The organism is Bacillus sp. CR71, from assembly GCF_003429245.1.
Lineage (GTDB): Bacteria > Bacillota > Bacilli > Bacillales > Bacillaceae_G > Bacillus_A > Bacillus_A thuringiensis_S.
Genome location: NZ_CP031748.1, coordinates 4,047,546 through 4,071,760, shown reverse-complemented (window position 1 = coordinate 4,071,760; position 24,215 = coordinate 4,047,546). Strand labels below are relative to the sequence as shown.

The window sequence follows — 24,215 nt, the reverse complement described above, 5'->3', positions numbered from 1 at the left end:
TTTTAGAATTTTCTTGCTATAATAAGAAAAAGAAAATGCGGGGGTGGAATGAATATGTTATATGAAAACGGCGTAGATAAACTTCTTAGTTTAAGTAAAAATATTTCTGAATTGTATCGAGAATTAAATGAAATGACCCGGATTTTAACGGATTGTAATCGAGAAAGTGTGAAGTTTGATCGGTTATATGTAAAAGAGTTACTGTGGAAGAAAGAAGATGTAATAGAGAAATATGACCAGCTACTTGTGCAACTTTGTATAAATGAATGCTTTGATTTAAAAAGTGTCATTACAGGGGAATATAAGTATACATATGAAGAAGTAGAAAACATAGTTTTACAATTTAATGAAAAGTATAATGTCGCAATCTTAATTAAAGATGTGTGTAAAGAATTACAGTTCACATATGGAATTGATATGGACATAACGAGAACAACTCGGGTATCAACAGCTCAAGTATAGAAAAAGGAAAAGAAAGCAGATCCTTTGCTTTCTTTTTTTTATGTAAGAACGGGGAGAGTAGGTTTAGTGATGAAGGGGAAGTTACAAAATATTCATCCGTTAGGAATGACAATTATAATAGGGACTTTATTTGCGAGGTTCGCCACGTCAATGAGCATTCCTTTTTTAGCAATTTATTTAACGACTGTTAAAGGTGTATCAGCTGGAATGACAGGTGCTATTATCGGAACGAGTGCACTTGTTGGTGTTTTTGCTAGTTTTATCGGAGGGAATTTATCAGATCGATTTGGCCGGAAAACGATTATGCTCTGGTCCATGATCGTTTGGATTTTTGTGTTTATAGGTTTTTCACTTGCGGATCATGTTTTAAGTTTCTTTTTATTAAACGCTTTAAATGGATTATGTAGGTCGTTTTTTGAGCCAACATCAAGAGCATTATTATCAGATTTAACGAAACCAGAGTATCGTTTACTCGTATATAATTTGCGTTACGGTGCAATCAATGTTGGAGTGGCGATTGGCCCTCTTGTCGGATTACAGATTGGAAGCGCAAAATCTACAATTCCTTTTTTAGTAGCAGCTGGAGTGTACATTCTATATACAGCTATATTAGCATTCCAATTTAAGAAGTATCCAATTGAAAAAAAGAAAATAAATACAGAAAAACCTGTCACAATGTTAAATGCAATTCGCATTTTGCGAAAGGATGTCGTATTTTTAGTTGCTTTAGTCGGTATTATTTTGAGTAATTGTGGTTTTTCTCACTTAACGACAACAGTATCTCAATATTTTGCAAATGCACATATATTTCAGGATGGAGTGAAATTATTTTCATATATGTTAGCTTTAAATGCGATTGTTGTAGTGATTATCCAATACCCTGTTATTCAAATGTGCAAAAAGTATACACCGTTAACATCAATTATGGTGGGGACTTTATTTGTAAGCGGAGGATTATTTGGCTTTGGAATAGTAGAATCTATGCTAAGTGCTGCCGTTTGTACAATTATTTTTACAATTGGAGAAGTCTTAATGTTTTCGATGACGGATGTATTTATTGATGATATTGCTATTGCGCATCTAAAAGGAACATACTTCGGTGCGATGGGCTTTTCGGGAATTGGAGCAGTAATAGGTCCGTGGTTTGGAGGAGTACTTCTCGATTACTACGGCTACCAAAATGGGTTTGTAGTATTTTCAGCACTAGCTATATTTTCAACTGTGGCATTTCCTGTGCTTTTAGTTACAAAAGGTTTATCGAAAAAAAGATATGATGCAAATTCTAATATAGAAATGCATGCGAAATAACATAAGCCCCAGTAACCAACTGGGGCTTAGTTTATATTATATTAACTCTTAATTTGAAAAAAGAACTTTTTTTTCATGCTTATCAGCAACTTCATTTTTGGAAATATGAATGGCTAAAAATCCGTTTTCTAAGCAGGCTAGCATCTTTTTATAAATGATAGTAGTAGGTAAAGGGATTGTTCGTTGTAAGGAAATGTTTTTATGAAGTATGCATATAGCTAGGCCTGTCTCTAACTTTTTAATGAGTACATTTTGTTCAGTGACATTTTGTACATCTGTTTCCAAAATATATTCTTCTTCGGTTTCGCAAAGGTCGATGTGAATTTGATTTGGAAAGCTAAAGTTACTATAAGAATCGGAACAAAATTGATCCATCCATTCTTCGAAACCATCAACATGAAAAAGACAATTCTTCTTTTTCTTGCCCATGTAAGACACCCTCCGTAAAATATCAATTCATATCATGTTATGCATGAATGAAACAGAGGTGAAGAATAAATGATGAAATACAAACATTTTATGTTGAATGTGCACGGTATGTGAATATTTTTTATTACATATCATGATGTGCATGTTTTTTTTGGCGTGAATGGTTACGGTTTTTTACTTTATGAGATCCGCTTAATGGCTCAGGTTGTCCTTTTTTCTCTTTAGATTCACGATTGTTTTTACTCATTATATGTTACACCTCCTCTTTCTTTTTAGAATGAGAGAAGTTGACGATTTTATACAAGAATGTTTTTAGAAAAAAAGGTAAAGATAAAGGGGACTAACTATTATAGAAAGGGGATTATATAATGCCATATCATAAAGATAAGCAACAAGCCTTTCAAGCGGCACAGCAAGGAGTTACACAAGCAGAAAATGCATTTAATAATATTGTGAAGAATGACCCTAACTATGGTCATGATTTAAAAGAGTTACGCCAAGAGGTTCAGGAAGCATATGAACAAATTCAAAATGCACTAGAGGTAGCTTCAGAAACACAACGTCCACAACTTGAGCAATATGAAAATAATCTCCAAAATATAATGCGAAATGTAGATCAATTAGAAAAGTAAATGAGGTTGTTGTCTATTCGACAACCTTGCTGCTTTAGTGAACGTTATGTTAAAACAGAAAATTCTTTTAATAGTTTTTTCTTTATTATGCGCAGTACATATATTTCAAGTGGAAAAAGTGGAAGCGAAAATGTTGCTCAGAAAAGAGTTAGAACCAACTGGTTATGTAACATGGGAAGTACCTAATAATGAAAAAATTATTGCAATTACATTTGATGATGGGCCAGATCCAACATATACACCGCAAGTTTTAGATTTATTACGTCAATATAAGGCTGAAGCGACATTTTTTATGATTGGATTTCGAGTTCAGCGCAATCCATATTTAGTGAACCAAGTGTTAAAAGAGGGACATGAAATTGGAAATCATACGATGAATCATTTGTATGCGAGTAATTCGTCAGATGAAAAATTAGAAAATGATATTTTAGATGGAAAGAAATTTTTTGAAAAATGGGTGAAAGAACCTTTGCTATTCCGTCCTCCTGGTGGATATATTAACGATGCTGTATTTAAAACAGCGAAAGAAGCTGGTTATCAAACTGTTCTATGGTCATGGCATCAAGATCCACGTGATTGGGCAGATCCAGGGGTTGAATCCATTGTAAATCATGTAGTGAAAAATGCTAAAAGTGGCGATATTGTATTGTTACATGATGGAGGAAATGATCGTAGTCAAACGGTAGCAGCGCTAGCAAAAATTTTACCTGAGTTGAAAAAGCAGGGCTATCGATTTGTAACGGTTTCGGAATTACTACGTTATAAACATTAGAAAAAATCCCAAAAGGAAAATAGACCTTTTGGGATTTTTCTTTACTGGTTCTTTTTACGTTTCTTATTATTTTGTCGCTCTGCTGGAGTTAAAGGCTCGTTTGCAAATTCTTCATTGTAACCAGTTCCTTGTCCTTGTGCAGATGCAACATTCATTCCTGAAATAGTATGATTTGCTTTTCTTTTACCCATTTTATTTCACCTCTATAACATTTTTTGTATGTTGAATGATGAGCAGTTCATAGTATGTATGAACTGTAAGTAAATCGCTGATAGAGCACTTTACTTTATGATAATAGTATTCATAAGGAGCATGAAAGCTATTCAAATTTAGAAACATAAAGAAAACTTATGATAATCTATAAGTTTCTTATTATTTACTTATTTAGAAAGTTGTAATAAGATATTATCGTAAGGTATTGAAAAGTTTGTCTACATTTTATATTCAGACAACTTAGTCACGTTTAACAGGGGGGAAACATAATGGTCAAACATAATCCATTTCAATCACGTGCAACTTTTGAAGTAGATGGAAAAACGTATCATTATTATGATTTGAAAGCGCTTGAAAATGCAGGGGTTGGCAACGTATCTCAATTACCATATTCCGTGAAAGTTTTACTTGAATCAGTACTTCGTCAAGTAGACGGACGTGTAATCACAGAAGAGCATGTTACAAATTTAGCGAAATGGGGAACGAAAGATGTGCAAGATATCGATGTTCCATTTAAACCATCTCGTGTAATTTTACAAGATTTCACTGGTGTTCCAGCTGTTGTTGATTTGGCTTCGCTTCGTAAAGCAATGGCAGACATGGGTGGGGATCCTGACAAAATTAATCCTGAAATTACTGTAGACCTTGTAATTGACCACTCTGTACAGGTTGATAGAGCGGGTACGGCAGACGCGCTTGCATTCAACATGGACTTAGAGTTTAAACGTAATGAAGAACGTTATAAATTTTTAAGCTGGGCACAAAAATCATTTGATAACTACCGTGCAGTTCCACCAGCTACAGGCATTGTACACCAAGTAAACCTTGAATATTTAGCACCAGTTGTTCATGCTGTGAAAAATGCTGAAGGTGACTTAGTTGCATACCCAGATTCATTAGTTGGAACAGACTCACATACAACAATGATTAACGGTATCGGCGTTCTTGGATGGGGCGTTGGTGGTATTGAAGCAGAAGCAGGAATGCTTGGACAGCCTTCATACTTCCCAGTACCTGAAGTAATCGGTGTGAAATTAACTGGCACACTTCCAAGTGGTACTACGGCAACAGACGTTGCATTAAAAGTAACACAAGTATTACGTCAAAAAGGTGTAGTTGGTAAATTTGTTGAGTTCTTCGGTAATGGACTAAAGAGTATGCCTTTAGCTGACCGTGCAACAATTTCAAATATGGCACCAGAATACGGCGCAACTTGTGGATTCTTCCCAATCGATGATATTTCATTAGAATACTTACGTTTAACAGGTAGAGATGAAGAGCAAATTCGTATTGTTGAAGAATACTGTAAAGCGAACGGTTTATTCTATACAGCAGATAGTAAAGATCCAATCTACACTGATCTTGTTGAAATTGATTTAAATACAATCGAATCTAACCTTTCTGGACCGAAACGCCCACAAGATTTAATTCCACTTTCAGATATGAAAGATGCGTTCCACAAAGCTGTTTTAGCACCAGTTGGAACACAAGGACTTGGATTTAATGAGCAAGAGTTCGATAAAGAAGTGAAGGTTACATTAGAAGATAAAGAAGTAACGATGAAAACAGGTGCAATTGCAATCGCTGCAATTACAAGCTGTACAAATACATCAAACCCATACGTATTAATTGGAGCAGGTCTAGTTGCGAAGAAAGCAATTGAAAAAGGACTTGTAGTACCTGAGTACGTAAAAACATCATTAGCACCAGGATCTAAAGTTGTTACTGAGTACTTAGATAAATCCGGTTTAACAACATATTTAGATCAATTAGGTTTCCAAACAGTTGGTTACGGTTGTACGACTTGTATCGGTAACTCTGGTCCATTAGCGCCAGAATTAGAAGAATCAATCGCAGCAAACGACTTACTAGTAACATCTGTTTTATCTGGTAACCGTAACTTTGAAGGTCGTATTCATCCTCTTGTAAAAGCAAACTACTTAGCATCACCACCACTTGTTGTGGCATATGCACTTGCAGGTACTGTTGATATTGACCTGAAAAATGATGAAATCGGTAAAGATGCAAATGGCAATGCTGTTTACTTCAATGATATTTGGCCATCAGCTAAAGAAATTGAAGATGTAGTTCAAAGCGTTGTTACATCTGAATTGTTCAAGAAAGAATATGCACAAGTATTTAACAGCAATGAGCGTTGGAATGAAATCCAAACTTCAAACGAAGCTTTATATACTTGGGATAATGATTCAACATACATTCAAAACCCACCATTCTTTGAAGGTTTATCTAAAGAGCCAGGTGAAGTTGAAACGTTATCAGGTTTACGCATAGTTGGTAAATTTGGTGATTCTGTAACAACAGACCATATTTCACCAGCAGGTTCAATTGGTAAGCACACACCAGCTGGACGCTATTTATTAGAAAACGGCGTACAACCAGTTGACTTTAACTCTTACGGTTCTCGTCGTGGTAACCATGAAGTTATGATGCGTGGTACATTTGCAAACATCCGTATTAAAAACCAAATCGCACCAGGAACAGAAGGTGGATATACAACATATTGGCCAACTGGTGAAGTAACATCAATCTATGATGCTGCTATGAAATATAAAGAAGATGGAACAGGTCTTCTAGTTGTTGCTGGTAAAGATTACGGTATGGGAAGTTCTCGTGACTGGGCTGCGAAAGGTACTAACTTATTAGGTATTAAAGCAGTAATCGCAGAAAGCTTCGAACGTATTCACCGCAGTAACTTAGTATTAATGGGTGTATTACCACTTCAATTTAAAGATGGCGAAAGTGCTGAAACGTTAGGTCTTGTTGGTAACGAGTCATTTGAAATTCAAATTGACAAAACAGTTAGACCGCGCGATCTTGTAAAAGTAGTTGCAACTGATTTAGATGGCAACGAAAAACAATTTGAAGTAGTAGCTCGTTTCGATAGTGAAGTAGAAATTGACTACTACCGTCACGGTGGTATTCTGCAAATGGTTCTTCGTGAGAAAATCGAAGAGTCAAAAGTGTCAAACTAAATAATTGAAATGAAAAATAAGGAAGCTAACAATAGTTAGCTTCCTTATTTTATGGAAAGGGATGAAACCATATGGTTTCATCCCTTTCTTTTTACTACGAAAAGTGGAGGGAACGTCATGAAAGAATATAAAAGAATATTGTGGCCGTTACGAAAAGAGAAAATATTAGTAATGGCAGCTGTATGTAGTGGGATAATTGCTGCCATTTTAAATTTATCACGCCCAATTTTCATGGGATTAATTGTAGACAATCTTATTCAAAGGGAGCTAAAAGGTGCGTATTTATATATAGCTTTGTTTGCGGGTATTCGCTTTTTAATGTGGACGAACAATCTTTTATTTGATTATATAAGTTCAAAAGCGAGTCAACGTATATTACAAACGAAACGTATAGAATTATTGCGTCACTATTTCTCATTACCGTTTGAAGAGAGTGAGAAGATCAAGCAAGGGGAGTTAGAAACTTGGGTCGTATCTGATATTCCGAACTGGATCAGATTATATGGCTTTATATTAATAGAGTATATACACGCTATTGCCCAATTTATTGGAGCTTTCATAGCACTACAACATATAGATATACAGTTTATATTGTGGGTAACTCCGTTTTTATTTTTAAGTACAATTGTTCCAATACTGATGGGAAAAAAGGTAAGAGATATTGCAAGCGTTGCTCAAAAAAATCAATCGAGTGTTGTAGAGATGGTGTCACAGTTTGTAAAGGGTATACAAGATTTACGTAGTTTACAAAAAGAAAAATGGGCTATTCGCTTATTTAAAGGAGTAACGGCACAATCTTATAAATCGGAAGTAAAGAAGACGATGATGCAACACTGCATTGGAGTAGTTGGAACAGTGATTGAAACAGGGGCATATATCGTTGTTCTCATTATAGGCGCGCAAAAAATAATGAAGGGAGAAATGGAAGTTGGCTCAATTGTTGCCGTGTTAGCCACAATTGAAATGCTCTTTTTTCCAGTCCGTTACGTTGGCGATTTATTAATGATGACACAAGTTGCAGTCGCTTCGGCAAATAGAATTTTTTCCTTTTTAGATAAACGAGTGGCAGATAGTAAGGTAGAAAGAGCGATGGGGATGACAGTAACAAATGTTTCATTTCAGGAGAATGATGAAGAGAAATGCAGAATTCATAATATTGATTTGCAAATTAATCCAGGTGAACTCGTTATTATTGTAGGAGAAAGTGGCGCAGGAAAAACAACGCTTTTAAAATTAATGACAGGGTTGTATAAACCATCTAATGGTAACATTGTTTATTATGGTGATGAGGCTCGTATGACTACAGTGTGGCAAGAACCTCGTTTCTTTCGGACGACAGTAAAAGAGAATATGTATTTCGAGGAAGAGGGTTTAGAAAATCAGTTAGAAAAAAATATTGAGCTTGTAAATGTGAAGCCGATAATTAGAGGTTTATCGGAAGGGCTTCAAACTGTACTACATAAAAGCGGTGAAGAGTTTTCGGGGGGGGAAAGAAAACGTCTTGCATTATTACGTGCCATTGTTTCAAATCCGAATCTTATTATTTTAGATGAACCAACTGCGGGATTAGATCCGAGCAACCAAGAAACTATTTGGAATATGATAGAAGGATTAGGAAGAGAGGTCACGAGAATTGTGGCAACACATGATGTAGAGAAAGCGATACTAGCAGATCGTGTTGTCATAATGAAAGAAGGACGTATTGTTGCATGTGGAAGTCCTAAAAAATTAATAAATAGTCATTCGTTTTGCAAGTGATGTGAATAAAGATAAGAGTACTGCTCTTATCTTTATTCAGCATCATTTATTTGATACTCGATAGATTCTGAATGATTCAGATCAACGTTAAAGGTAGCGGTCGTAAGGAAAGTGGCAATTCCAAGAATTAAGAAAAGGACGAATGAGACTAGAGAGACGTAGAGACAAATACGCCCTACTTTCTTTTTTTTAAGGTCTTTACTAAAGAGTGAAATGATCCATGTAATAATACCGACTGGGTATAAAAGAAAACTAAGAATATATAATGTTGTTTTTTCGAATGAATTCATAAAAAATCCCCCTTTTGTTGTAGGTTTATAACTACGAGAGTAAAAAGGTGAATGGGTCCATAAGAAGATAAGCAACACTTCATTTATTTTTCTAATTATATGATAAAAAGGAAAAAATTTCACTTTAAATAAGAATATTCTAATTATTTCGACTGTGAATATTTCCAAGCTCGTCCGTATAAGCTAAAATAAGGTATATAGTATTTGGGTAATTAGGTTAATAAGAAGATAAATACGTTAGGGTGATATAAAATGTGGCGGAAGCTTACGATTATTGTAGTGTTACTTTGTTTAGCGGGATATGCAGCTTATGAACAATTTGGTAAAAAAGATCAGGCGGTACAAGGGGAGCAAGAAAAAAGTGAAGCTGCTATGAAAGAGATGATTGCAAGTAATGGTATCGAAATAGGGAAGAGTGCGCCAAACTTTGAATTAACGAAGTTAGATGGAACGAATGTAAAGTTATCGGATTTAAAAGGAAAGAAAGTGATTTTAAACTTTTGGGCAACGTGGTGTGGACCATGTCAGCAAGAAATGCCGGATATGGAAGCTTTCTATAAAGAACATAAAGAGAACGTAGAAATTTTAGCAATAAATTATACGCCTTCAGAAAAAGGTGGGGGAGTAGAAAAGGTAAGCAATTTTGTTAAAGAAAAAGGAATTACTTTTCCTATTTTATTGGACAAGAACATTGATGTGACAACAGCGTATAAAGTAATTACGATTCCAACTTCGTATTTTATAGATACAAAAGGTGTCATTCAAGATAAGTTTATTGGGCCGATGACGCAAAAAGAGATGGAGAAAAGAGTTGCTAAATTAAAATAATGGTGAAAAGGTAGAGGTGGAGAGTTCCCATTTCTGCCTTTTCTTTTTCAAGTAGTAATAACTTCATGATATGATGTAAGAAATATAAACGTTTAGAGATAAAGGAGTGTATGGAGTGGGGAATGTATCCTTACCGTTAGATTATGTTGTAATTGATTTTGAAACAACAGGATTTAACCCTTATAATGATAAAATTATTCAAGTTGCAGCAGTGAAATATCGTAATCATGAATTAGTAGATCAATTTGTTTCATACGTGAATCCAGAGCGGCCAATTCCGGACCGAATAACGAGTTTAACAGGTATTACTAATTATCGCGTTTCAGATGCACCGACGATTGAAGAAGTGTTACCTTTATTTTTAGCATTTTTACATACAAATGTTATTGTGGCCCATAATGCTTCTTTTGATATGCGCTTTTTGAAAAGTAATGTAAATATGCTAGGGCTACCTGAACCTAAAAATAAAGTAATTGATACTGTATTTTTAGCGAAGAAATACATGAAGCATGCGCCTAATCATAAACTTGAAACGTTAAAGCGAATGCTTGGCATTCGTTTAAGTTCTCATAATGCATTTGACGATTGTATTACGTGTGCCGCTGTTTATCAAAAGTGTGCAGCTATTGAAGAAGAAGGGAACCGAAAAGTAAATAAGGCTGTGCTTGATGAAACTGCGGTATACGAAGCGGTGAAAGAAATGCTTGTATGTAATAAACGTAATGTAGAATGGCTACGTTGTATGAATGTAGGAAGTTATTTAGATATAAAAGCTTTTTATCCAGTTATGAGAGTAAAGGTAAAAGGGCGAAAGAAATATGTATTAACAGAAATATTAGAAGATGATGTGAAAGAAATATGTACAAGCTTAAAATGTGAACCAGCGTTAAAAAGTGAAGTTGGTAATACGAGAATTATGCTTAATAGCTTAGAGGATGTTATGAAATTAGAAAGTTATATTTTAGAACAGTATGATTTTGTGTTACAGGCGCTTCATGATTATAAAGAAAATGAAATGAATGCAGATGAAAAGTTGAAAGAGTATTTAAATATTATGGTATGAAAAACTCCGTGTGCAATATATTGTACACGGAGTTTTTTTAGGAGTACTAAAACATAAAATTTTCTTACAAATCTGATTAAAGAGTTTTTCGTTTGCTCATACTATGTAATAAGAAAGCGAAGGAGAGAGGGTGAACAACATGAGAAGAAGTCGCCGTAAATCGTTTGAAGAACTTGTAAATGAAAATAAACAACAATTATTAAGCGATCGTGATGCAATTGATCGCATTGAAGAGCGCATCGAAAAACGTTATGAAATGAAACTTTTTAAGCAAGCTGAATAATTCTTAACACTAGTACGATACTAGTGTTAAGGAGGCGATAGTAATGGGTAATCCGAAAAAAAATTCAAAAGACTTTGCACCAAATCATATTGGAACACAATCGAAAAAAGCTGGTGGAAATAAAGGAAAGCAAATGCAAGATCAAACAGGTAAACAACCGATTGTTGATAACGGTTAAAAAGGAGAATGTTATCATTCTTCTTTTTTGTGAGGAAATGAAAGATGAGTTTTTAGCAGTAATATGAAAAAAAGGGCTGACTTTTGTCAGCCCTTTTTCGTAATCGTGAAATTTTCAACGAGTAAACGCCAATTTTGCGGGAATGGTAAACCGATTTTCCAGTAACTAATACCACCTATACCTTGTTCTTTCATTAAATTGAATTTACTTTGAACAGACCGTGAATCTTCAAACCAAACTTCGTGTTGCACGCCGTTTTCATCAAAATAATTAAAATGAGGAGCTTGGGCTGTGAAATCATAACGAATAGGAACATTATATTTACGAGCTAGTGCAACAGCTGCGACGGAGCTAATTGCTTTTGCAGGTGGATTTCCTTGTTTAAATGGAAGTTTCCAATCAAACCCGTATAAATTTTGCCCCATCATAATTTTTTGTGGAGGCATTTGAGATTTTGCATATTGAAGTACTTCTTTCACTGGACCGATAGGAGAAATCGCCATCGGTGGCCCGCCCTGCCATCCCCAGTCATATGTCATAATGACGACGAAATCAACAATTTGCCCTTGCGCTTTATAATCATGAGCTTCGAAAAATTTGCCCTTTTGATTGGAACTTGTTTTCGGTACGAGAGTTGTGCTCAATGTGTACCCACTAGGTAAGCGTGTTTTTACATTTCGTAAAAAGCGATTATACGCCTCGCGGTCTTCAGGTGCTACACTTTCGAAATCGAAATGAATGTCTCGCATGCCATATTTTTCAGCTGTTTGCAAAATGTTAGTAATAAATTTGTTTTGAATCGTTGCGTCGCGTAAAATAACTGATGTTAGATCGGCACTGAAATTACCATTTTCAATATTTGTAATAACGAGCATAGGGATTGTTTTACCTTGCGTTGCAATATTAGCAATTTTAGCTGTTTCAGTAGGTTCTTTTAATGTGCCATCTCTTTTTGCCTCAAAACTAAAATAGGCTAAGTATGTTAAAAATGGATTGATGGCGCGTGTCGCATTAACTAAACTCTCTTTAATCGGTATAGTTGAAGGTTGTAAATAAGCGATGGATTCTACAGCTCGTTTTGTGCCTTTTGGTACATATAATTGTTGTCCGACATGGAGAATAGATTTTAAAGATAAATTATTAACTTTAGCTAAACTAGCGAGGGGGACATTATATGTTTGAGAAATTCGATATAGGCTGTCACCAGGCTGTACATAATAATTATTTCCTTTCGTATTAACGATAAGTGCCTGACCAACAACGAGCGTTTCAGCTGGATTTAGTCCATTGTCTTTTACTATTTCGTCAGGTGTTGATCCATATTTTGATGCCAAGCTATATACGCTATCACCACTACGAACAGTTACAATTTGAATCATATGCTGGCTCCTTTCAGTAAAAGATTCACTGTTTTTATTTTATTTTTGATGTTACTGTATTATGATTAAATGTATGCAAGGTAGCAGAAGTGAAAGAAGGCGAATACATATGTTTGTAGCAGAACATGAAGTTGAAATCCGTTATGCGGAAACAGATCAAATGGGTGTTGTTTACCATTCAAACTACTTAGTGTGGCTTGAGTTAGGTCGCACGAAACTTATACAAGATTTAGGTTTTTCATATGTTGAAATGGAGAAAGAAGGAATTATTTCTCCTGTGTTAGATTTACAAATTTCATATCGTAAAGCGATGCGTTATGGAGAAAAGGCAATCGTAAAAACATGGGTCGATACTGTGAGCCCGCTTCGCGTTGTATATGGATATGAAATATATAATGGTGATGGTGATCTTTGTATTACTGCAAGTACGACGAATATTTGTGCGAAAAAAGAAGGGTTCCGCCCTGTATCATTTAAAAAGTTATATCCTGAGTGGTATGCGAAATATGAGGAAATTAAGAAAAAATAAAAAAGCGTGGCAGAAGCCGCGCTTTTTTATTTTTCATAATTAAATTGTGGGAAGTCGTCACCTTCATGAAGTGTAACAGATAAATTATGTCCATCGAAGAACCATTCATCATCGCCTTCAATAAAGAAGTTAATACCTTCTTCTTGAATTTGAACAGCAGGGTGTGCAGGATCATCTTTACGAATACCTAAAGAAAGTCCTTTTTGCACAGTACTGCAACCACCGTATTGTACGAAAAAGCGTAGTGTTTCATTTGATTGTAAGTTTAATTCATTTTTATACCATTGTGCTGCTTCTTTTGTTACGGAAAGATTCATGTATAGTTCCTCCAAGTTATGTTGCTTTTTCTTTAGTATAAAAAATAACGCAAAAAGACGCTATTAATATGCTTCACGTTTTCTTTTTGCGTTATGTGGGTTACGATCTTATTTTTGCTTTTTTGAAAAGTTTGCTTTTGGTTCAGTTTTATTTATAATTCGTCCGATATTTGCACGGTGTTTATAAATAACCATACCTGCTAATAAACACATCGCAATAATGAAGATTTTATCCCCGCTAACAATGGATGCAATAACAGCAACAACTGCTGTTACCATAGAAGAAAGTGATACGTATCTTGTTGTAAATAAAAGGGTGAAAAATACAACAGCCAATATTGCAAAAACAACTGGTGAATAGCATAATAGCACCCCAGCAGAAGTTGCAACTGCTTTACCACCACGGAATTTCGCGAAGATCGGGTAGACATGTCCAAGAACAGCCGCTAACCCGAACCATAGTGGGTGAATATCTAATCCGAAAATCATTGGTAGACTTGTTGCTAATGTCCCTTTTAAAATGTCAGCAATTGTAACGGTAAAACCTGCTTTTTTCCCTAATGTACGGAATGTGTTTGTTCCGCCTAGATTACCGCTCCCGTGCTCACGAATATCGATTCCGTAGCCAATTTTTCCAACAACTAGTGCAAATGGAATCGAGCCAAGCAAGTAGGCAACGATAAATAAAAGATATGTAGTAACCATAAGTTCAGTCTCCTTTATTCAAATGTGTTGATAAAGGGTAAAAAGAGTTTTTCCCGTATATTGTACCATACATTTGTAAAGAGCACATTTCTTTTTTGTAAATGAAAAATTCATTATTTCGTGAAAAAAATTTCACAGTAATGTTACATTTCTCACAGAAACAGCAAGACTATATGTAGTAACATTTTAATCAAAAGACAACAACATATTGGTGGAGGGTTATAAATGTTACAAAATAATACACGTGGAGAAGAATTAATGAAAGTGTTCGAGACGATAGTCCACGGCAATGAACAAGATTTAATGCAAGAAAATGCAAATGTAGACGGCCGCTCTCCAATGGGTGTAATGGGAACGTTCGCATCTGAGAGTGCAAAATATTATGCTGTTGAGAATTTATTGTCAGATCAAGTGAAAAAAGCGATAAATGAAAATATATTATATCCACATGATTTAGATTTTTATGCGACAGGAACGACGACTTGTTCGCAAATTCCGTTAGCGCAAATGCTTGCTAACGGTTTTCATACTGGACATGGACATATGAGACAACCACAAGACATTAAAAGTGCATTGGCTCTTTCGTCTATTATTTTTCAAGCGAATCAAAATATGCAGCATGGCGGTCAATCGTTTGCACTCTTTGATATTGATTTAGCACCTTATGTACGAAAAACAATTGAGAGACATAAAAAACGATTACAATCATATCCGCTTACGAAAGAACAAATAGAAGAATTTGCATGGAAAGAAACGGAAAATGATACGTATCAAGCGTGTGAGGCTTTCGTTCATAATTCGAATAGTATGCATAGTAGGGGCGGAGGACAAGTACCGTTTATTTCTATTAATTACGGAACAGATACATCAAAAGAAGGAAGAATGTTAATTAAACAACTATTAAAAGCAACACAAGCTGGACTTGGTAAAGGAGAGACACCAATTTTTCCGATTCAAATTTTCAAGATGAAAAAAGGTGTGAATTTTGAAGAAAGTGATCCGAATTACGATTTATTTGAATTAGCATTAGAGACAACTGCAGAGCGATTATTCCCTAACTTTTCATTTTTAGATGCTCCGTTTAATACAGTGCATTATGATGGAAGACCAGAAAGTGAAGTATGTTACATGGGATGTCGTACCCGTGTTATGTCTAATATACATGGAGAAGAAACAGCGATTGGTAGAGGGAATTTATCATTTACGTCTATCAATTTAGTGAAATTAGCGTTAATTAGTGGTTCAAAAGAAGCATTTTTTGAAGCGCTAAACTACTATTTAGATTTAGGAATTAAGCAGTTATTAGAAAGATTTGCGTATCAATGTAAGAAGCGAGCAAGAGATTTTCAGTTTTTATATTCACAAGGTGTATGGCGTGGTGGAGAAGCATTGCAGCCTGAAGACTCCGTAGCTTCGATTTTAAAACAAGGGACGTTAAGTGTTGGTTTTATCGGTCTTGCGGAATGTTTAGTAGCTTTAACAGGAAAGCATCATGGGGAAGATGAAGAATCATGGAAACTTGGGTACGAAATTATTTCCTTTATGAGAGATAGAATGGATAAAGCGACAGAAGAACATCAACTAAATTTCTCGATAATTGCAACTCCAGCAGAAGGATTATCAGGAAAGTTTGTGAAAAAAGATAGAGAAGAATTTGGCGTGATTAGCGGTATAACGAACCATAATTACTATACGAATTCATTCCATATTCCAGTTTATTATAACATTCAAGCGATAAATAAAATCCGTTTAGAAGGCCCGTTCCATGCTCTCTGTAATGGAGGACACATTACGTATATTGAACTGGACGGAGCAGCGATGCATAACAAAAAGGCATTAAAACAAATTATACAAGCCATGGCAGAACATGGCGTTGGATACGGTTCAATTAATCATCCTGTTGACCGTTGTAAGTGCTGTAGTTATCACGGGGTTATTGGAAATGAATGTCCAAGTTGCGGGAATGAAGATGAGGCTAATATAGAAAGAATTCGCCGTATAACAGGCTATCTTGTAGGAGATATGTCGAAGTGGAATAGTGCGAAACGTAGTGAAGAGATAGATCGGGTGAAACATAAATGAAAGTGATGAATATTATTCATGATAGTGTAGTAGATGGAGAAGGATTGCGGACAGTCGTGTTTTTTGCGGGCTGTCCGCATCGTTGTGTCGGTTGCCATAATCCGAAATCGTGGAATATTTGCAACGGAACGGAAATGACAGTAGAAGAAATTGTGAAAGAGATTGCAAGTAATCCATTAACTGATGTAACATTTTCAGGTGGAGATCCATTTTTTCAAGCTGCTGAAGTGAAAAAGGTAGCAAAAATCGTGAAAGATTTGAAAAAAAACCTATGGATGTATACAGGTTATATGTTAGAAGAGATACAGAGTTCCCAAAATAATGATATGATAGAGTTGTTACATTATGGGGATGTTTTAGTCGATGGAAGGTTTGAAATTGAGAAAAAAGATTTAACACTTCCATTTCGCGGAAGCTCCAATCAACGTATTATTCGATTGAAAGAGTAAAAAGGCGGGATAGATTATATGAATAAAACAGTATTGCTTGTTGAAGACGAAAGAAGATTACGTGAAATTGTTAGTGATTATTTTCGTAATGAAGGCTTTGAAGTAATCGAAGCAGAAGATGGAAAGAAAGCGTTAGAGTTATTTGCAGAGCATGAAATTGATTTAATTATGTTAGATATTATGTTACCGGAAATAGATGGATGGTCTGTTTGTAGACGAATTAGAAAAGAATCAGCAGTACCAATTATTATGTTGACAGCACGTTCGGATGAGGATGATACATTGCTAGGTTTCGAATTAGGTGCAGACGAGTATGTAACGAAACCATTTAGTCCGAAAGTGTTAGTAGCTCGTGCAAAGACGTTATTGAAACGTGCGGATGGCGCGGTAGGAGTAGCGGAAGAAAATGCTATGTCTTTAGCTGGAATTGAAGTGAATCGTCTATCTAGAACTGTTTTAGTAGATGGAGAAGAAATTATATTGACACATAAAGAATTTGAACTTCTCGTTTATTTAATGGAGAACAAAGGAATCGTATTATCACGTCAACATTTATTAGACCAGTTATGGGGATATGACTATTACGGTGATGACCGAACGGTTGATACCCATATTAAAAAACTTCGAAATAAGTTAGGAGATAAAGCGAAGCATATCGGTACTGTTATTCGAGTTGGTTATAAATTTGAAGAATAATCTAGAACAATTTGTGTAATTTAGCCTAGGAAAATGGCAATTTTATACTCTCTTTTGAAGGTAGAATGTACAAAAAATACTTTTCTTGTCTACAATGTTAGATAGGAGTATTTTTTTAATTGGATTTCACGATGAGTTCACAAGAAGGACACAAAACGTGACTATACTGAAAATACGAATTCACCAGAGAGGGGAAATAAAACATGGGATATTACGACGGACCAAATTTAAATGAAGAGCATAGTGAAACGAGAGAAGTGAGAAAATCAGGTAGTAAAAAAGGCTATTTCTTCACAGGTTTAGTGGGAGCTGTAGTCGGAGCGGTTTCGATTAGTTTTGCAGCACCATATATGCCATGGGCTCAAAATAATGGAGCACCAGTATCATCATTTAGTTCGGATTCAAAAGTAGAAGGTACTGTAGTTCCTGTTGTAAATAAAGCGAAAAATGAAACTGATTTACCTGGTATGATTGAAGGAGCGAAAGATGTTGTTGTAGGCGTTATTAATATGCAACAAAGCGTTGATCCATTTGCAATGCAACCGACAGGTCAAGAACAACAAGCTGGTTCAGGATCAGGTGTTATTTATAAAAAAGCAGGAAATAAAGCATATATTGTAACAAACAACCACGTAGTAGATGGAGCGAATAAACTTGCTGTAAAGCTAAGTGATGGTAAAAAGGTAGATGCAAAGTTAGTAGGGAAAGATCCTTGGTTAGACTTAGCTGTTGTTGAAATTGATGGGGCTAATGTAAATAAAGTTGCAACTTTAGGTGACTCAAGTAAACTTCGTGCGGGTGAAAAAGCGATTGCAATCGGTAACCCACTTGGATTTGACGGAAGTGTAACGGAAGGTATAATCAGTAGTAAAGAACGCGAAATCCCAGTTGATATTGATGGGGATAAACGCCCAGATTGGCAAGCACAAGTTATTCAAACAGATGCAGCGATTAATCCTGGTAACAGTGGTGGTGCATTATTTAACCAAAACGGTGAAATAATTGGGATTAATTCAAGTAAAATTGCACAACAAGAAGTTGAAGGAATTGGATTTGCTATTCCAATTAATATCGCAAAGCCAGTTATTGAATCACTTGAAAAAGACGGAGTAGTAAAACGTCCAGCTCTTGGAGTAGGTGTCGTTTCGTTAGAAGATGTGCAAGCTTATGCAGTCAATCAATTGAAAGTACCGAAAGAAGTAACTAATGGTGTTGTATTAGGTAAAATTTACCCAATATCACCGGCAGAAAAAGCTGGTTTAGAGCAATATGATATTGTCGTAGCATTAGATGATCAAAAAGTAGAAAATTCACTTCAATTCCGTAAATATTTATATGAAAAGAAAAAAGTAGGCGAGAAAGTAGAAGTCACATTCTACCGTAACGGTCAAAAAATGACGAAAACAGCTACTTTAGCAGATAATTCAGCTACAAAGAATCAATAATCGAAATAAAAGAAAGTCTCTTTCATATTGAAAGAGACTTTCTTTATCGGCTATACTAAAGGAATAGGAGGGATTAATTATGACAATTGAAAACCCAACTCGTACGGAAATTGGTGAAGTGTTAAAGAAAAGCAAAACAATTGCGGTTGTTGGATTATCAGATAAGCCAGAACGTACATCGTATATGGTTTCAAAAGCAATGCAAGATGCTGGATACCGCATTATTCCAGTTAATCCAACAGTAAATGAGGTGCTTGGAGAAAAGGCAGTTTCTTCACTAAAGGATATTAAGGAACACGTTGACATTGTAAATGTATTTCGTCGCTCAGAGTTTTTAATGGATGTTGCAAAAGAATTTGTCGAGATTGATGCAGATGTTTTTTGGGCACAATTAGGAGTACAAGATGAAGATACATATAAACTTTTAAAAGAAAAAGACTATACTGTAATAATGGATCGTTGTATTAAAGTAGAACATGCGATGACAAAATAGTATAGACTTAAAGTTAGAAAGATTGATTCAGCCCTCATTATAGATAAGTAGGGCCGATGAACGAGGTGTTCATCATGAGATTTTTTAAAGGCTGTTTTTGGGGATTGTTATTTGTAATCCCATTTTGGATTTTGATCATTTGGATCATAATAAAGGTTTGGAATGTGTAATCTTGGAATACATATCCATTTCTCGTTGACAAACGATTATTTTTCTGAAATAGTAGCCTAGAGGAATCCTTGTGAGAAAACAAGGATTTTTCTATTGAAAATGGTATATAAAAGAGATAAGATAACTTGCCAAAACTATAGTCGAGGCGTTATTCTATAATAGAAACATATGTTCTGATTTTGGATTAGGAAAGGGGCAAGGAGTTTGGCGAAGCATCAGTTCCAATATAATGAAGATGCGATTCAAGTGTTAGAAGGACTTGAAGCCGTTCGAAAACGCCCGGGTATGTATATCGGGAGTACGGATAGCCGTGGATTGCATCATTTAGTATATGAAATAGTAGATAACTCCGTTGACGAGGCGTTAGCGGGATTTGGCGACGAAATTTCTGTCGTAATACATAAAGATAATAGTATTAGCGTTATAGATAAAGGGCGAGGAATGCCTACGGGAATGCATAAACTTGGGAAACCTACACCTGAAGTTATTTTAACTGTACTTCATGCAGGTGGTAAGTTTGGTCAAGGTGGCTATAAAACGAGTGGTGGTTTACACGGTGTTGGGGCATCAGTTGTAAACGCCTTGTCAGAATGGTTAGTAGTAACAATTAAACGTGATGGTAACATTTATGAACAACGCTTTGAAAATGGTGGCGTTCCTGCAACAACGTTAGAGAAAATCGGGAAAACAAAAGAGTCTGGTACAACAATGCATTTCAAACCAGATACAACGATTTTTAGTACGACAAATTACAATTATGAAACATTATGTGAGAGATTACGTGAATCTGCATTCTTATTAAAAGGAATGAAAATCTCAATAAAAGACGAACGTAATGATTTAGAAGATATATTTCATTATGAAACAGGAATTGAAGCTTTCGTTTCATATTTAAACGAAGAAAAAGATTCAATTCACCCGGTTGTATATTTCACTGGTGAACAAAACGGGATTGAAGCAGAACTAGCATTCCAGTTTAATGATGGTTACTCAGAAAATATTCTTTCGTTTGTAAATAACGTACGTACAAAAGATGGTGGAACACACGAAGCTGGATTTAAAACAGCAATGACGCGTGTGTTCAATGAGTATGCTCGTAAAGTTTCATTATTAAAAGAAAAAGATAAAAATTTAGAAGGTACAGATATTCGTGAAGGTGTAGCGGCTATCGTTTCTGTACGTGTACCAGAAGAAGTACTGCAGTTTGAAGGACAAACGAAAGGGAAACTTGGTACAAGTGAAGCTCGTTCTTCTATTGATGCCATTGTATCAGAGCATCTAGCTTACTTTTTAGAGGAAAACCCGGATGTAGCTACACTTCTTGTGAGAAAGGCAGTTAAAGCAGCGCAAGCACGTGAGGCTGCTCGTAAAGCGAGAGAAGAAGCACGTAGTGGTAAGAAAAAGAAAAAATCAGAAGGTACTTTAAGCGGGAAGTTAACACCTGCACAATCACGTAACCCTCAGAAAAACGAATTGTATTTAGTAGAGGGTGACTCGGCTGGCGGTTCAGCAAAGCAAGGGCGAGATCGTCGTTTTCAGGCGGTACTACCATTGCGTGGTAAAGTAATTAATACGGAGAAAGCAAAGCTTGCTGATATTTTTAAGAATGAAGAGATTAATACAATTATTTATGCAATTGGCGGCGGTGTAGGAAATGAATTCGCTGTTGAAGATATTAACTACGATAAAGTTGTTATTATGACCGATGCAGATACGGATGGAGCTCATATTCAAGTATTGTTATTAACGTTCTTCTACAGATATATGAAGCCACTTATCGAAGCCGGTAAAGTGTTTATCGCACTTCCTCCTTTATACAAGGTAAGTAAAGGGAAAGGTAAGAGTGAGGTAATTGAATACGCTTGGTCAGATGAGGAATTAGACGGTGTAACGAAAAAAGTTGGCAAAGGCTATATGTTACAACGTTATAAAGGACTTGGTGAAATGAATGCGGATCAATTATGGGAAACAACAATGAATCCTGAAACGCGTACATTAATTCGCGTGAAAATTGATGATGCAGCAAGAGCAGAGCGTCGCGTTACAACATTAATGGGCGATAAAGTAGAACCGCGCCGTAAATGGATTGAACGTAATGTACAGTTTGGTATGCAAGAAGAAGGAAATATTTTAGAAAATGAAATGATTATGGAGACGGAGGTGGAATAACATGCAAGCAGAGAAGTTTCATGACCTCCCGCTTGAAGACGTGTTAGGTGACCGCTTTGCACGTTATAGTAAATATATTATTCAAGATCGTGCACTTCCAGATGCACGTGATGGCTTAAAGCCAGTACAAAGACGTATTTTATATTCTATGTATGTAGAAGGTAATGTACATGATAAAGCGTTTCGTAAATCAGCTAAAACAGTAGGTAATGTTATTGGTAATTATCATCCACATGGAGATTCCTCTGTATATGAAGCAATGGTTCGCTTAAGCCAAACTTGGAAAGTACGTAATGTTTTAGTTGAAATGCATGGTAATAACGGTAGTGTTGATGGGGACCCAGCGGCAGCGATGCGTTATACGGAAGCTCGTTTATCACCAATCGCATCTGAATTATTACGTGATCTTGATAAAGAAACAGTTGAATTCGTGTCAAACTTTGATGATACGAGTGAAGAACCGGTTGTATTACCAGCAGCGTTCCCGAATTTATTAGTAAACGGATCTACAGGAATTTCTGCTGGTTATGCAACAGAAATTCCTCCGCATCATCTTGGAGAAGTTATTGACGCTACAATGATGCGTATTGATAAGCCAAATAGTACTGTTGATGATTTATTAACAGTTATGAAAGGACCAGATTTCCCAACAGGCGGTATTATTCAAGGGATTGATGGTATTAAAAAGGCGTATGAAACAGGAAAAGGTAAAATTATTATTCGCGGAAAAGCAGAAATTGAAACAGTGCGCGGTGGGAAACAACAAATTGTAATCACTGAAATTCCTTACGAAGTGAATAAGGCAAACCTTGTAAAGAAAATGGATGAATTACGTCTAGATAAAAAGTTAGATGGCATTGCTGAAGTACGTGATGAGACGGATCGTACTGGTTTACGAATCGTTGTTGAATTAAAGAAAGAAGTAAACGCCGAAGGTATTTTAAATTATTTATATAAAAATACAGATTTACAAATTCCATATAACTTTAATATGGTAGCGATCAATAATCGCCGTCCAACACTTATGACATTACCGAAAATTTTGGATGCTTATATTGGACATCAAAAAGAGGTTATTACGAGACGTTCACAATATGAATTAAGAAAAGCAGAAAATCGTCAACATATTGTAGAAGGTTTAAAGAAGGCATTATCGATTTTAGACCAAGTAATCGAGACAATTCGAGCTTCAAAAGATAAACGTAATGCGAAAGATAATTTAAGTGCAAAATTTGGCTTTACAGAAGCACAAGCAGAAGCAATTGTATCCTTGCAATTATATCGCTTAACGAATACAGACATTACGGCGTTACAAGAAGAAGCAGATGAGCTTAATAAGAAAATTCTAGAGCTACAGTCAATTTTACAAAGTGAAAAAAGATTACTTCAAGTCATTAAAACTGATTTGAAGAGAGTTAAGAAAACATATAGTGATGATCGCCGTGCTATTATTGAAGAACAAATTGAAGAAATTAAAATAGACGTAGAAGTGATGATTCCACAAGAAGATGTCATCGTTACTGTAACGAAAGAAGGATATGTGAAACGTACTGGATGGCGCTCACATAATGCATCAAACGGCAAAGACTTCGGTATGAAAGAGGGTGACATCTTACTTGAACGATTCGATACGAATACGACTGAAACAGTTCTTTTATTCACAAGTAAAGGGAACTATATATATCTTCCAGTATACGAAATGCCAGATATTCGTTGGAAAGATTTAGGTCAGCACGTTGCAAATATCGTTTCACTCGACCGAGATGAAACGATCATTTGGGTAACGGTTGTACCGAACTTTGAGGAAGAAAAACGATTTATCGTATTTGTAACACGAAATGGTATGATAAAGAAAACAGAATTAAATCAATATAAAGTTCAGCGTTATTCAAGGGCATTCGTTGCTGTAAACTTGAAAAAAGGTGATGAAGTTGTCGATATATTTGCGACAGATGGAACGAGTGATATCGTTCTTGCTACACATGGTGCATATGCACTTATTTTCCATGAAGATGAAGTAAGTCCAGTCGGTGTAAGAGCTGCTGGTGTGAAAGCAATTAATTTAAAAGAAGATGACTATGTCGCTTCTGGTAAACCGTTAAATGGTGACAAAGATCAACTTATTCTCGTAACGCAGCGCGGTGCTGTAAAACGTCTAAAAGCATCAGAAATTGAGAAATCAACGAGGGCGAAACGAGGTCTTGTTATTTTCAAAGAGTTAAAACGTAATCCATACCGCATTGTCGGTATTGAAATTGTTCGGGACGATGAATTAGTTTATATGAAGACAGAAAAAAATATTGTAGAAGAGATTGATCCGAAAGCGTATCGAAATAAAGACCGGTATAGTAATGGTAGCCTAGTGCTAGATGTTAATGATACTGGTGAAGTAGTAGAAACGTGGACGAAAAAACGACCGGAGTAAAGTGAAACTATAATCAGTGGGGATTTTGTTCATCCCCACTGATTATTAGTTGAACCAATCGGACTTTAACGGGCAGTTGGTCTCCCATCTAACTCCTTCGCGGTCGGGAGCCTTACTGCCCGTTAAAGCGGGTTAAAAAAAGCATC

At 35.8% G+C, this 24,215-nt stretch carries 25 protein-coding genes; 18 read left to right on the top strand and 7 right to left on the bottom strand.

The window, feature by feature from the left end; translation table 11 throughout:
- Positions 1–54: 54 nt before the first annotated feature.
- The gene (locus tag DOS87_RS20300) at positions 55–462 is read left to right on the top strand and encodes a hypothetical protein (protein WP_000965134.1); all 408 of its coding nucleotides are present in this window, start codon (positions 55–57) and stop codon (positions 460–462) included.
- Between the two features lie 69 nt (positions 463–531).
- On the top strand, positions 532–1,770 hold the full coding sequence (locus DOS87_RS20295) for an MDR family MFS transporter (protein WP_002082353.1): 1,239 nt from the start codon (positions 532–534) through the stop codon (positions 1,768–1,770).
- 48 nt (positions 1,771–1,818) lie between these two features.
- Here the strand turns inward: DOS87_RS20295 and DOS87_RS20290 are convergent, their stop codons facing one another.
- Together DOS87_RS20290 and DOS87_RS20285 are read right to left on the bottom strand one after the other, a co-directional pair.
- Positions 1,819–2,199 (bottom strand): Hsp20/alpha crystallin family protein, encoded by a 381-nt coding sequence (locus DOS87_RS20290; RefSeq protein ID WP_000516758.1) that lies wholly within the window; start codon positions 2,197–2,199, stop codon positions 1,819–1,821.
- A gap of 124 nt (positions 2,200–2,323) precedes the next feature.
- Positions 2,324–2,446 carry a small acid-soluble spore protein P gene (locus DOS87_RS20285; RefSeq protein ID WP_000042142.1) on the bottom strand — a complete coding sequence of 41 codons (123 nt, stop codon included), beginning with the start codon at positions 2,444–2,446 and terminating at the stop codon, positions 2,324–2,326.
- A gap of 121 nt (positions 2,447–2,567) precedes the next feature.
- Between DOS87_RS20285 and DOS87_RS20280 the strand changes: the two genes are divergently transcribed.
- Both DOS87_RS20280 and pdaB read left to right on the top strand, forming a co-directional pair.
- Positions 2,568–2,831, top strand: a complete 264-nt coding sequence (locus tag DOS87_RS20280) for a hypothetical protein (RefSeq protein ID WP_001146295.1) — start codon at positions 2,568–2,570, stop codon at positions 2,829–2,831.
- 46 nt (positions 2,832–2,877) lie between these two features.
- On the top strand, positions 2,878–3,603 hold the full coding sequence (pdaB, locus tag DOS87_RS20275) for a polysaccharide deacetylase family sporulation protein PdaB (RefSeq protein ID WP_000917689.1): 726 nt from the start codon (positions 2,878–2,880) through the stop codon (positions 3,601–3,603).
- Between the two features lie 41 nt (positions 3,604–3,644).
- Here the strand turns inward: pdaB and sspO are convergent, their stop codons facing one another.
- Complete coding sequence (sspO, locus tag DOS87_RS20270; protein ID WP_000518060.1) at positions 3,645–3,794, bottom strand: small acid-soluble spore protein SspO; 150 nt, start codon at positions 3,792–3,794, stop codon at positions 3,645–3,647.
- A gap of 291 nt (positions 3,795–4,085) precedes the next feature.
- On the opposite strand from sspO, the gene acnA reads away from it, so the two are divergent.
- Entirely contained in the window at positions 4,086–6,809 is a 2,724-nt protein-coding gene (gene acnA / locus DOS87_RS20265; RefSeq protein ID WP_000238552.1) for an aconitate hydratase AcnA, read from the top strand.
- Positions 6,810–6,926: 117 nt separating this feature from the next.
- Positions 6,927–8,567 carry an ABC transporter ATP-binding protein gene (locus tag DOS87_RS20260; RefSeq protein ID WP_063675597.1) on the top strand — a complete coding sequence of 547 codons (1,641 nt, stop codon included), beginning with the start codon at positions 6,927–6,929 and terminating at the stop codon, positions 8,565–8,567.
- A 32-nt stretch (positions 8,568–8,599) separates the two neighbouring features.
- Here the strand turns inward: DOS87_RS20260 and DOS87_RS20255 are convergent, their stop codons facing one another.
- Entirely contained in the window at positions 8,600–8,857 is a 258-nt protein-coding gene (locus tag DOS87_RS20255; protein ID WP_001083890.1) for a hypothetical protein, read from the bottom strand.
- A 252-nt stretch (positions 8,858–9,109) separates the two neighbouring features.
- Between DOS87_RS20255 and DOS87_RS20250 the strand changes: the two genes are divergently transcribed.
- From DOS87_RS20250 to sspN, 4 genes are all read left to right on the top strand, one after another.
- Positions 9,110–9,685: a redoxin domain-containing protein gene (locus DOS87_RS20250; RefSeq protein WP_000269061.1), complete on the top strand. Its 576-nt coding sequence runs from the start codon at positions 9,110–9,112 to the stop codon at positions 9,683–9,685.
- Between the two features lie 115 nt (positions 9,686–9,800).
- Entirely contained in the window at positions 9,801–10,748 is a 948-nt protein-coding gene (locus DOS87_RS20245; RefSeq protein ID WP_000528760.1) for a 3'-5' exonuclease, read from the top strand.
- 139 nt (positions 10,749–10,887) lie between these two features.
- Positions 10,888–11,031 (top strand): FbpB family small basic protein, encoded by a 144-nt coding sequence (locus DOS87_RS20240; protein ID WP_001254699.1) that lies wholly within the window; start codon positions 10,888–10,890, stop codon positions 11,029–11,031.
- Positions 11,032–11,074: 43 nt separating this feature from the next.
- Entirely contained in the window at positions 11,075–11,209 is a 135-nt protein-coding gene (gene sspN / locus DOS87_RS20235; RefSeq protein ID WP_000527987.1) for an acid-soluble spore protein SspN, read from the top strand.
- Positions 11,210–11,295: 86 nt separating this feature from the next.
- Here sspN and DOS87_RS20230 read toward each other — a convergent pair whose 3' ends face one another.
- Positions 11,296–12,588, bottom strand: coding sequence for a glycoside hydrolase family 18 protein (locus tag DOS87_RS20230; protein ID WP_000614855.1), 1,293 nt, complete (start codon positions 12,586–12,588; stop codon positions 11,296–11,298).
- Between the two features lie 109 nt (positions 12,589–12,697).
- On the opposite strand from DOS87_RS20230, the gene DOS87_RS20225 reads away from it, so the two are divergent.
- Complete coding sequence (locus DOS87_RS20225) at positions 12,698–13,117, top strand: acyl-CoA thioesterase (protein ID WP_000495808.1); 420 nt, start codon at positions 12,698–12,700, stop codon at positions 13,115–13,117.
- A gap of 26 nt (positions 13,118–13,143) precedes the next feature.
- Here the strand turns inward: DOS87_RS20225 and DOS87_RS20220 are convergent, their stop codons facing one another.
- Together DOS87_RS20220 and plsY are read right to left on the bottom strand one after the other, a co-directional pair.
- Complete coding sequence (locus DOS87_RS20220) at positions 13,144–13,434, bottom strand: HesB/YadR/YfhF family protein (RefSeq protein WP_001054452.1); 291 nt, start codon at positions 13,432–13,434, stop codon at positions 13,144–13,146.
- A gap of 108 nt (positions 13,435–13,542) precedes the next feature.
- Entirely contained in the window at positions 13,543–14,139 is a 597-nt protein-coding gene (plsY, locus tag DOS87_RS20215; RefSeq protein WP_000258974.1) for a glycerol-3-phosphate 1-O-acyltransferase PlsY, read from the bottom strand.
- A 225-nt stretch (positions 14,140–14,364) separates the two neighbouring features.
- Between plsY and DOS87_RS20210 the strand changes: the two genes are divergently transcribed.
- The 7 genes from DOS87_RS20210 to parC all read left to right on the top strand — a co-directional run bounded on the left by DOS87_RS20210 (position 14,365) and on the right by parC (position 24,069).
- A complete protein-coding gene (locus DOS87_RS20210; RefSeq protein ID WP_000940083.1) occupies positions 14,365–16,221 on the top strand; it encodes an anaerobic ribonucleoside triphosphate reductase in 1,857 nt (618 codons plus the stop codon).
- A complete protein-coding gene (gene nrdG, locus DOS87_RS20205) occupies positions 16,218–16,670 on the top strand; it encodes an anaerobic ribonucleoside-triphosphate reductase activating protein (protein WP_098577927.1) in 453 nt (150 codons plus the stop codon). The genes DOS87_RS20210 and nrdG overlap by 4 nt, the downstream gene beginning before the upstream one ends.
- 18 nt (positions 16,671–16,688) lie before the next feature.
- A complete protein-coding gene (locus DOS87_RS20200; RefSeq protein WP_001044679.1) occupies positions 16,689–17,366 on the top strand; it encodes a response regulator transcription factor in 678 nt (225 codons plus the stop codon).
- A 203-nt stretch (positions 17,367–17,569) separates the two neighbouring features.
- On the top strand, positions 17,570–18,811 hold the full coding sequence (locus tag DOS87_RS20195; protein ID WP_000542642.1) for a S1C family serine protease: 1,242 nt from the start codon (positions 17,570–17,572) through the stop codon (positions 18,809–18,811).
- 79 nt (positions 18,812–18,890) lie between these two features.
- Positions 18,891–19,304, top strand: coding sequence for a CoA-binding protein (locus DOS87_RS20190; RefSeq protein WP_000151394.1), 414 nt, complete (start codon positions 18,891–18,893; stop codon positions 19,302–19,304).
- Between the two features lie 375 nt (positions 19,305–19,679).
- Positions 19,680–21,644, top strand: a complete 1,965-nt coding sequence (gene parE / locus DOS87_RS20185; RefSeq protein WP_001062195.1) for a DNA topoisomerase IV subunit B — start codon at positions 19,680–19,682, stop codon at positions 21,642–21,644.
- Position 21,645: 1 nt separating this feature from the next.
- Positions 21,646–24,069, top strand: coding sequence for a DNA topoisomerase IV subunit A (gene parC / locus DOS87_RS20180; protein WP_001147460.1), 2,424 nt, complete (start codon positions 21,646–21,648; stop codon positions 24,067–24,069).
- The last annotated feature ends 146 nt before the right edge of the window (positions 24,070–24,215 follow it).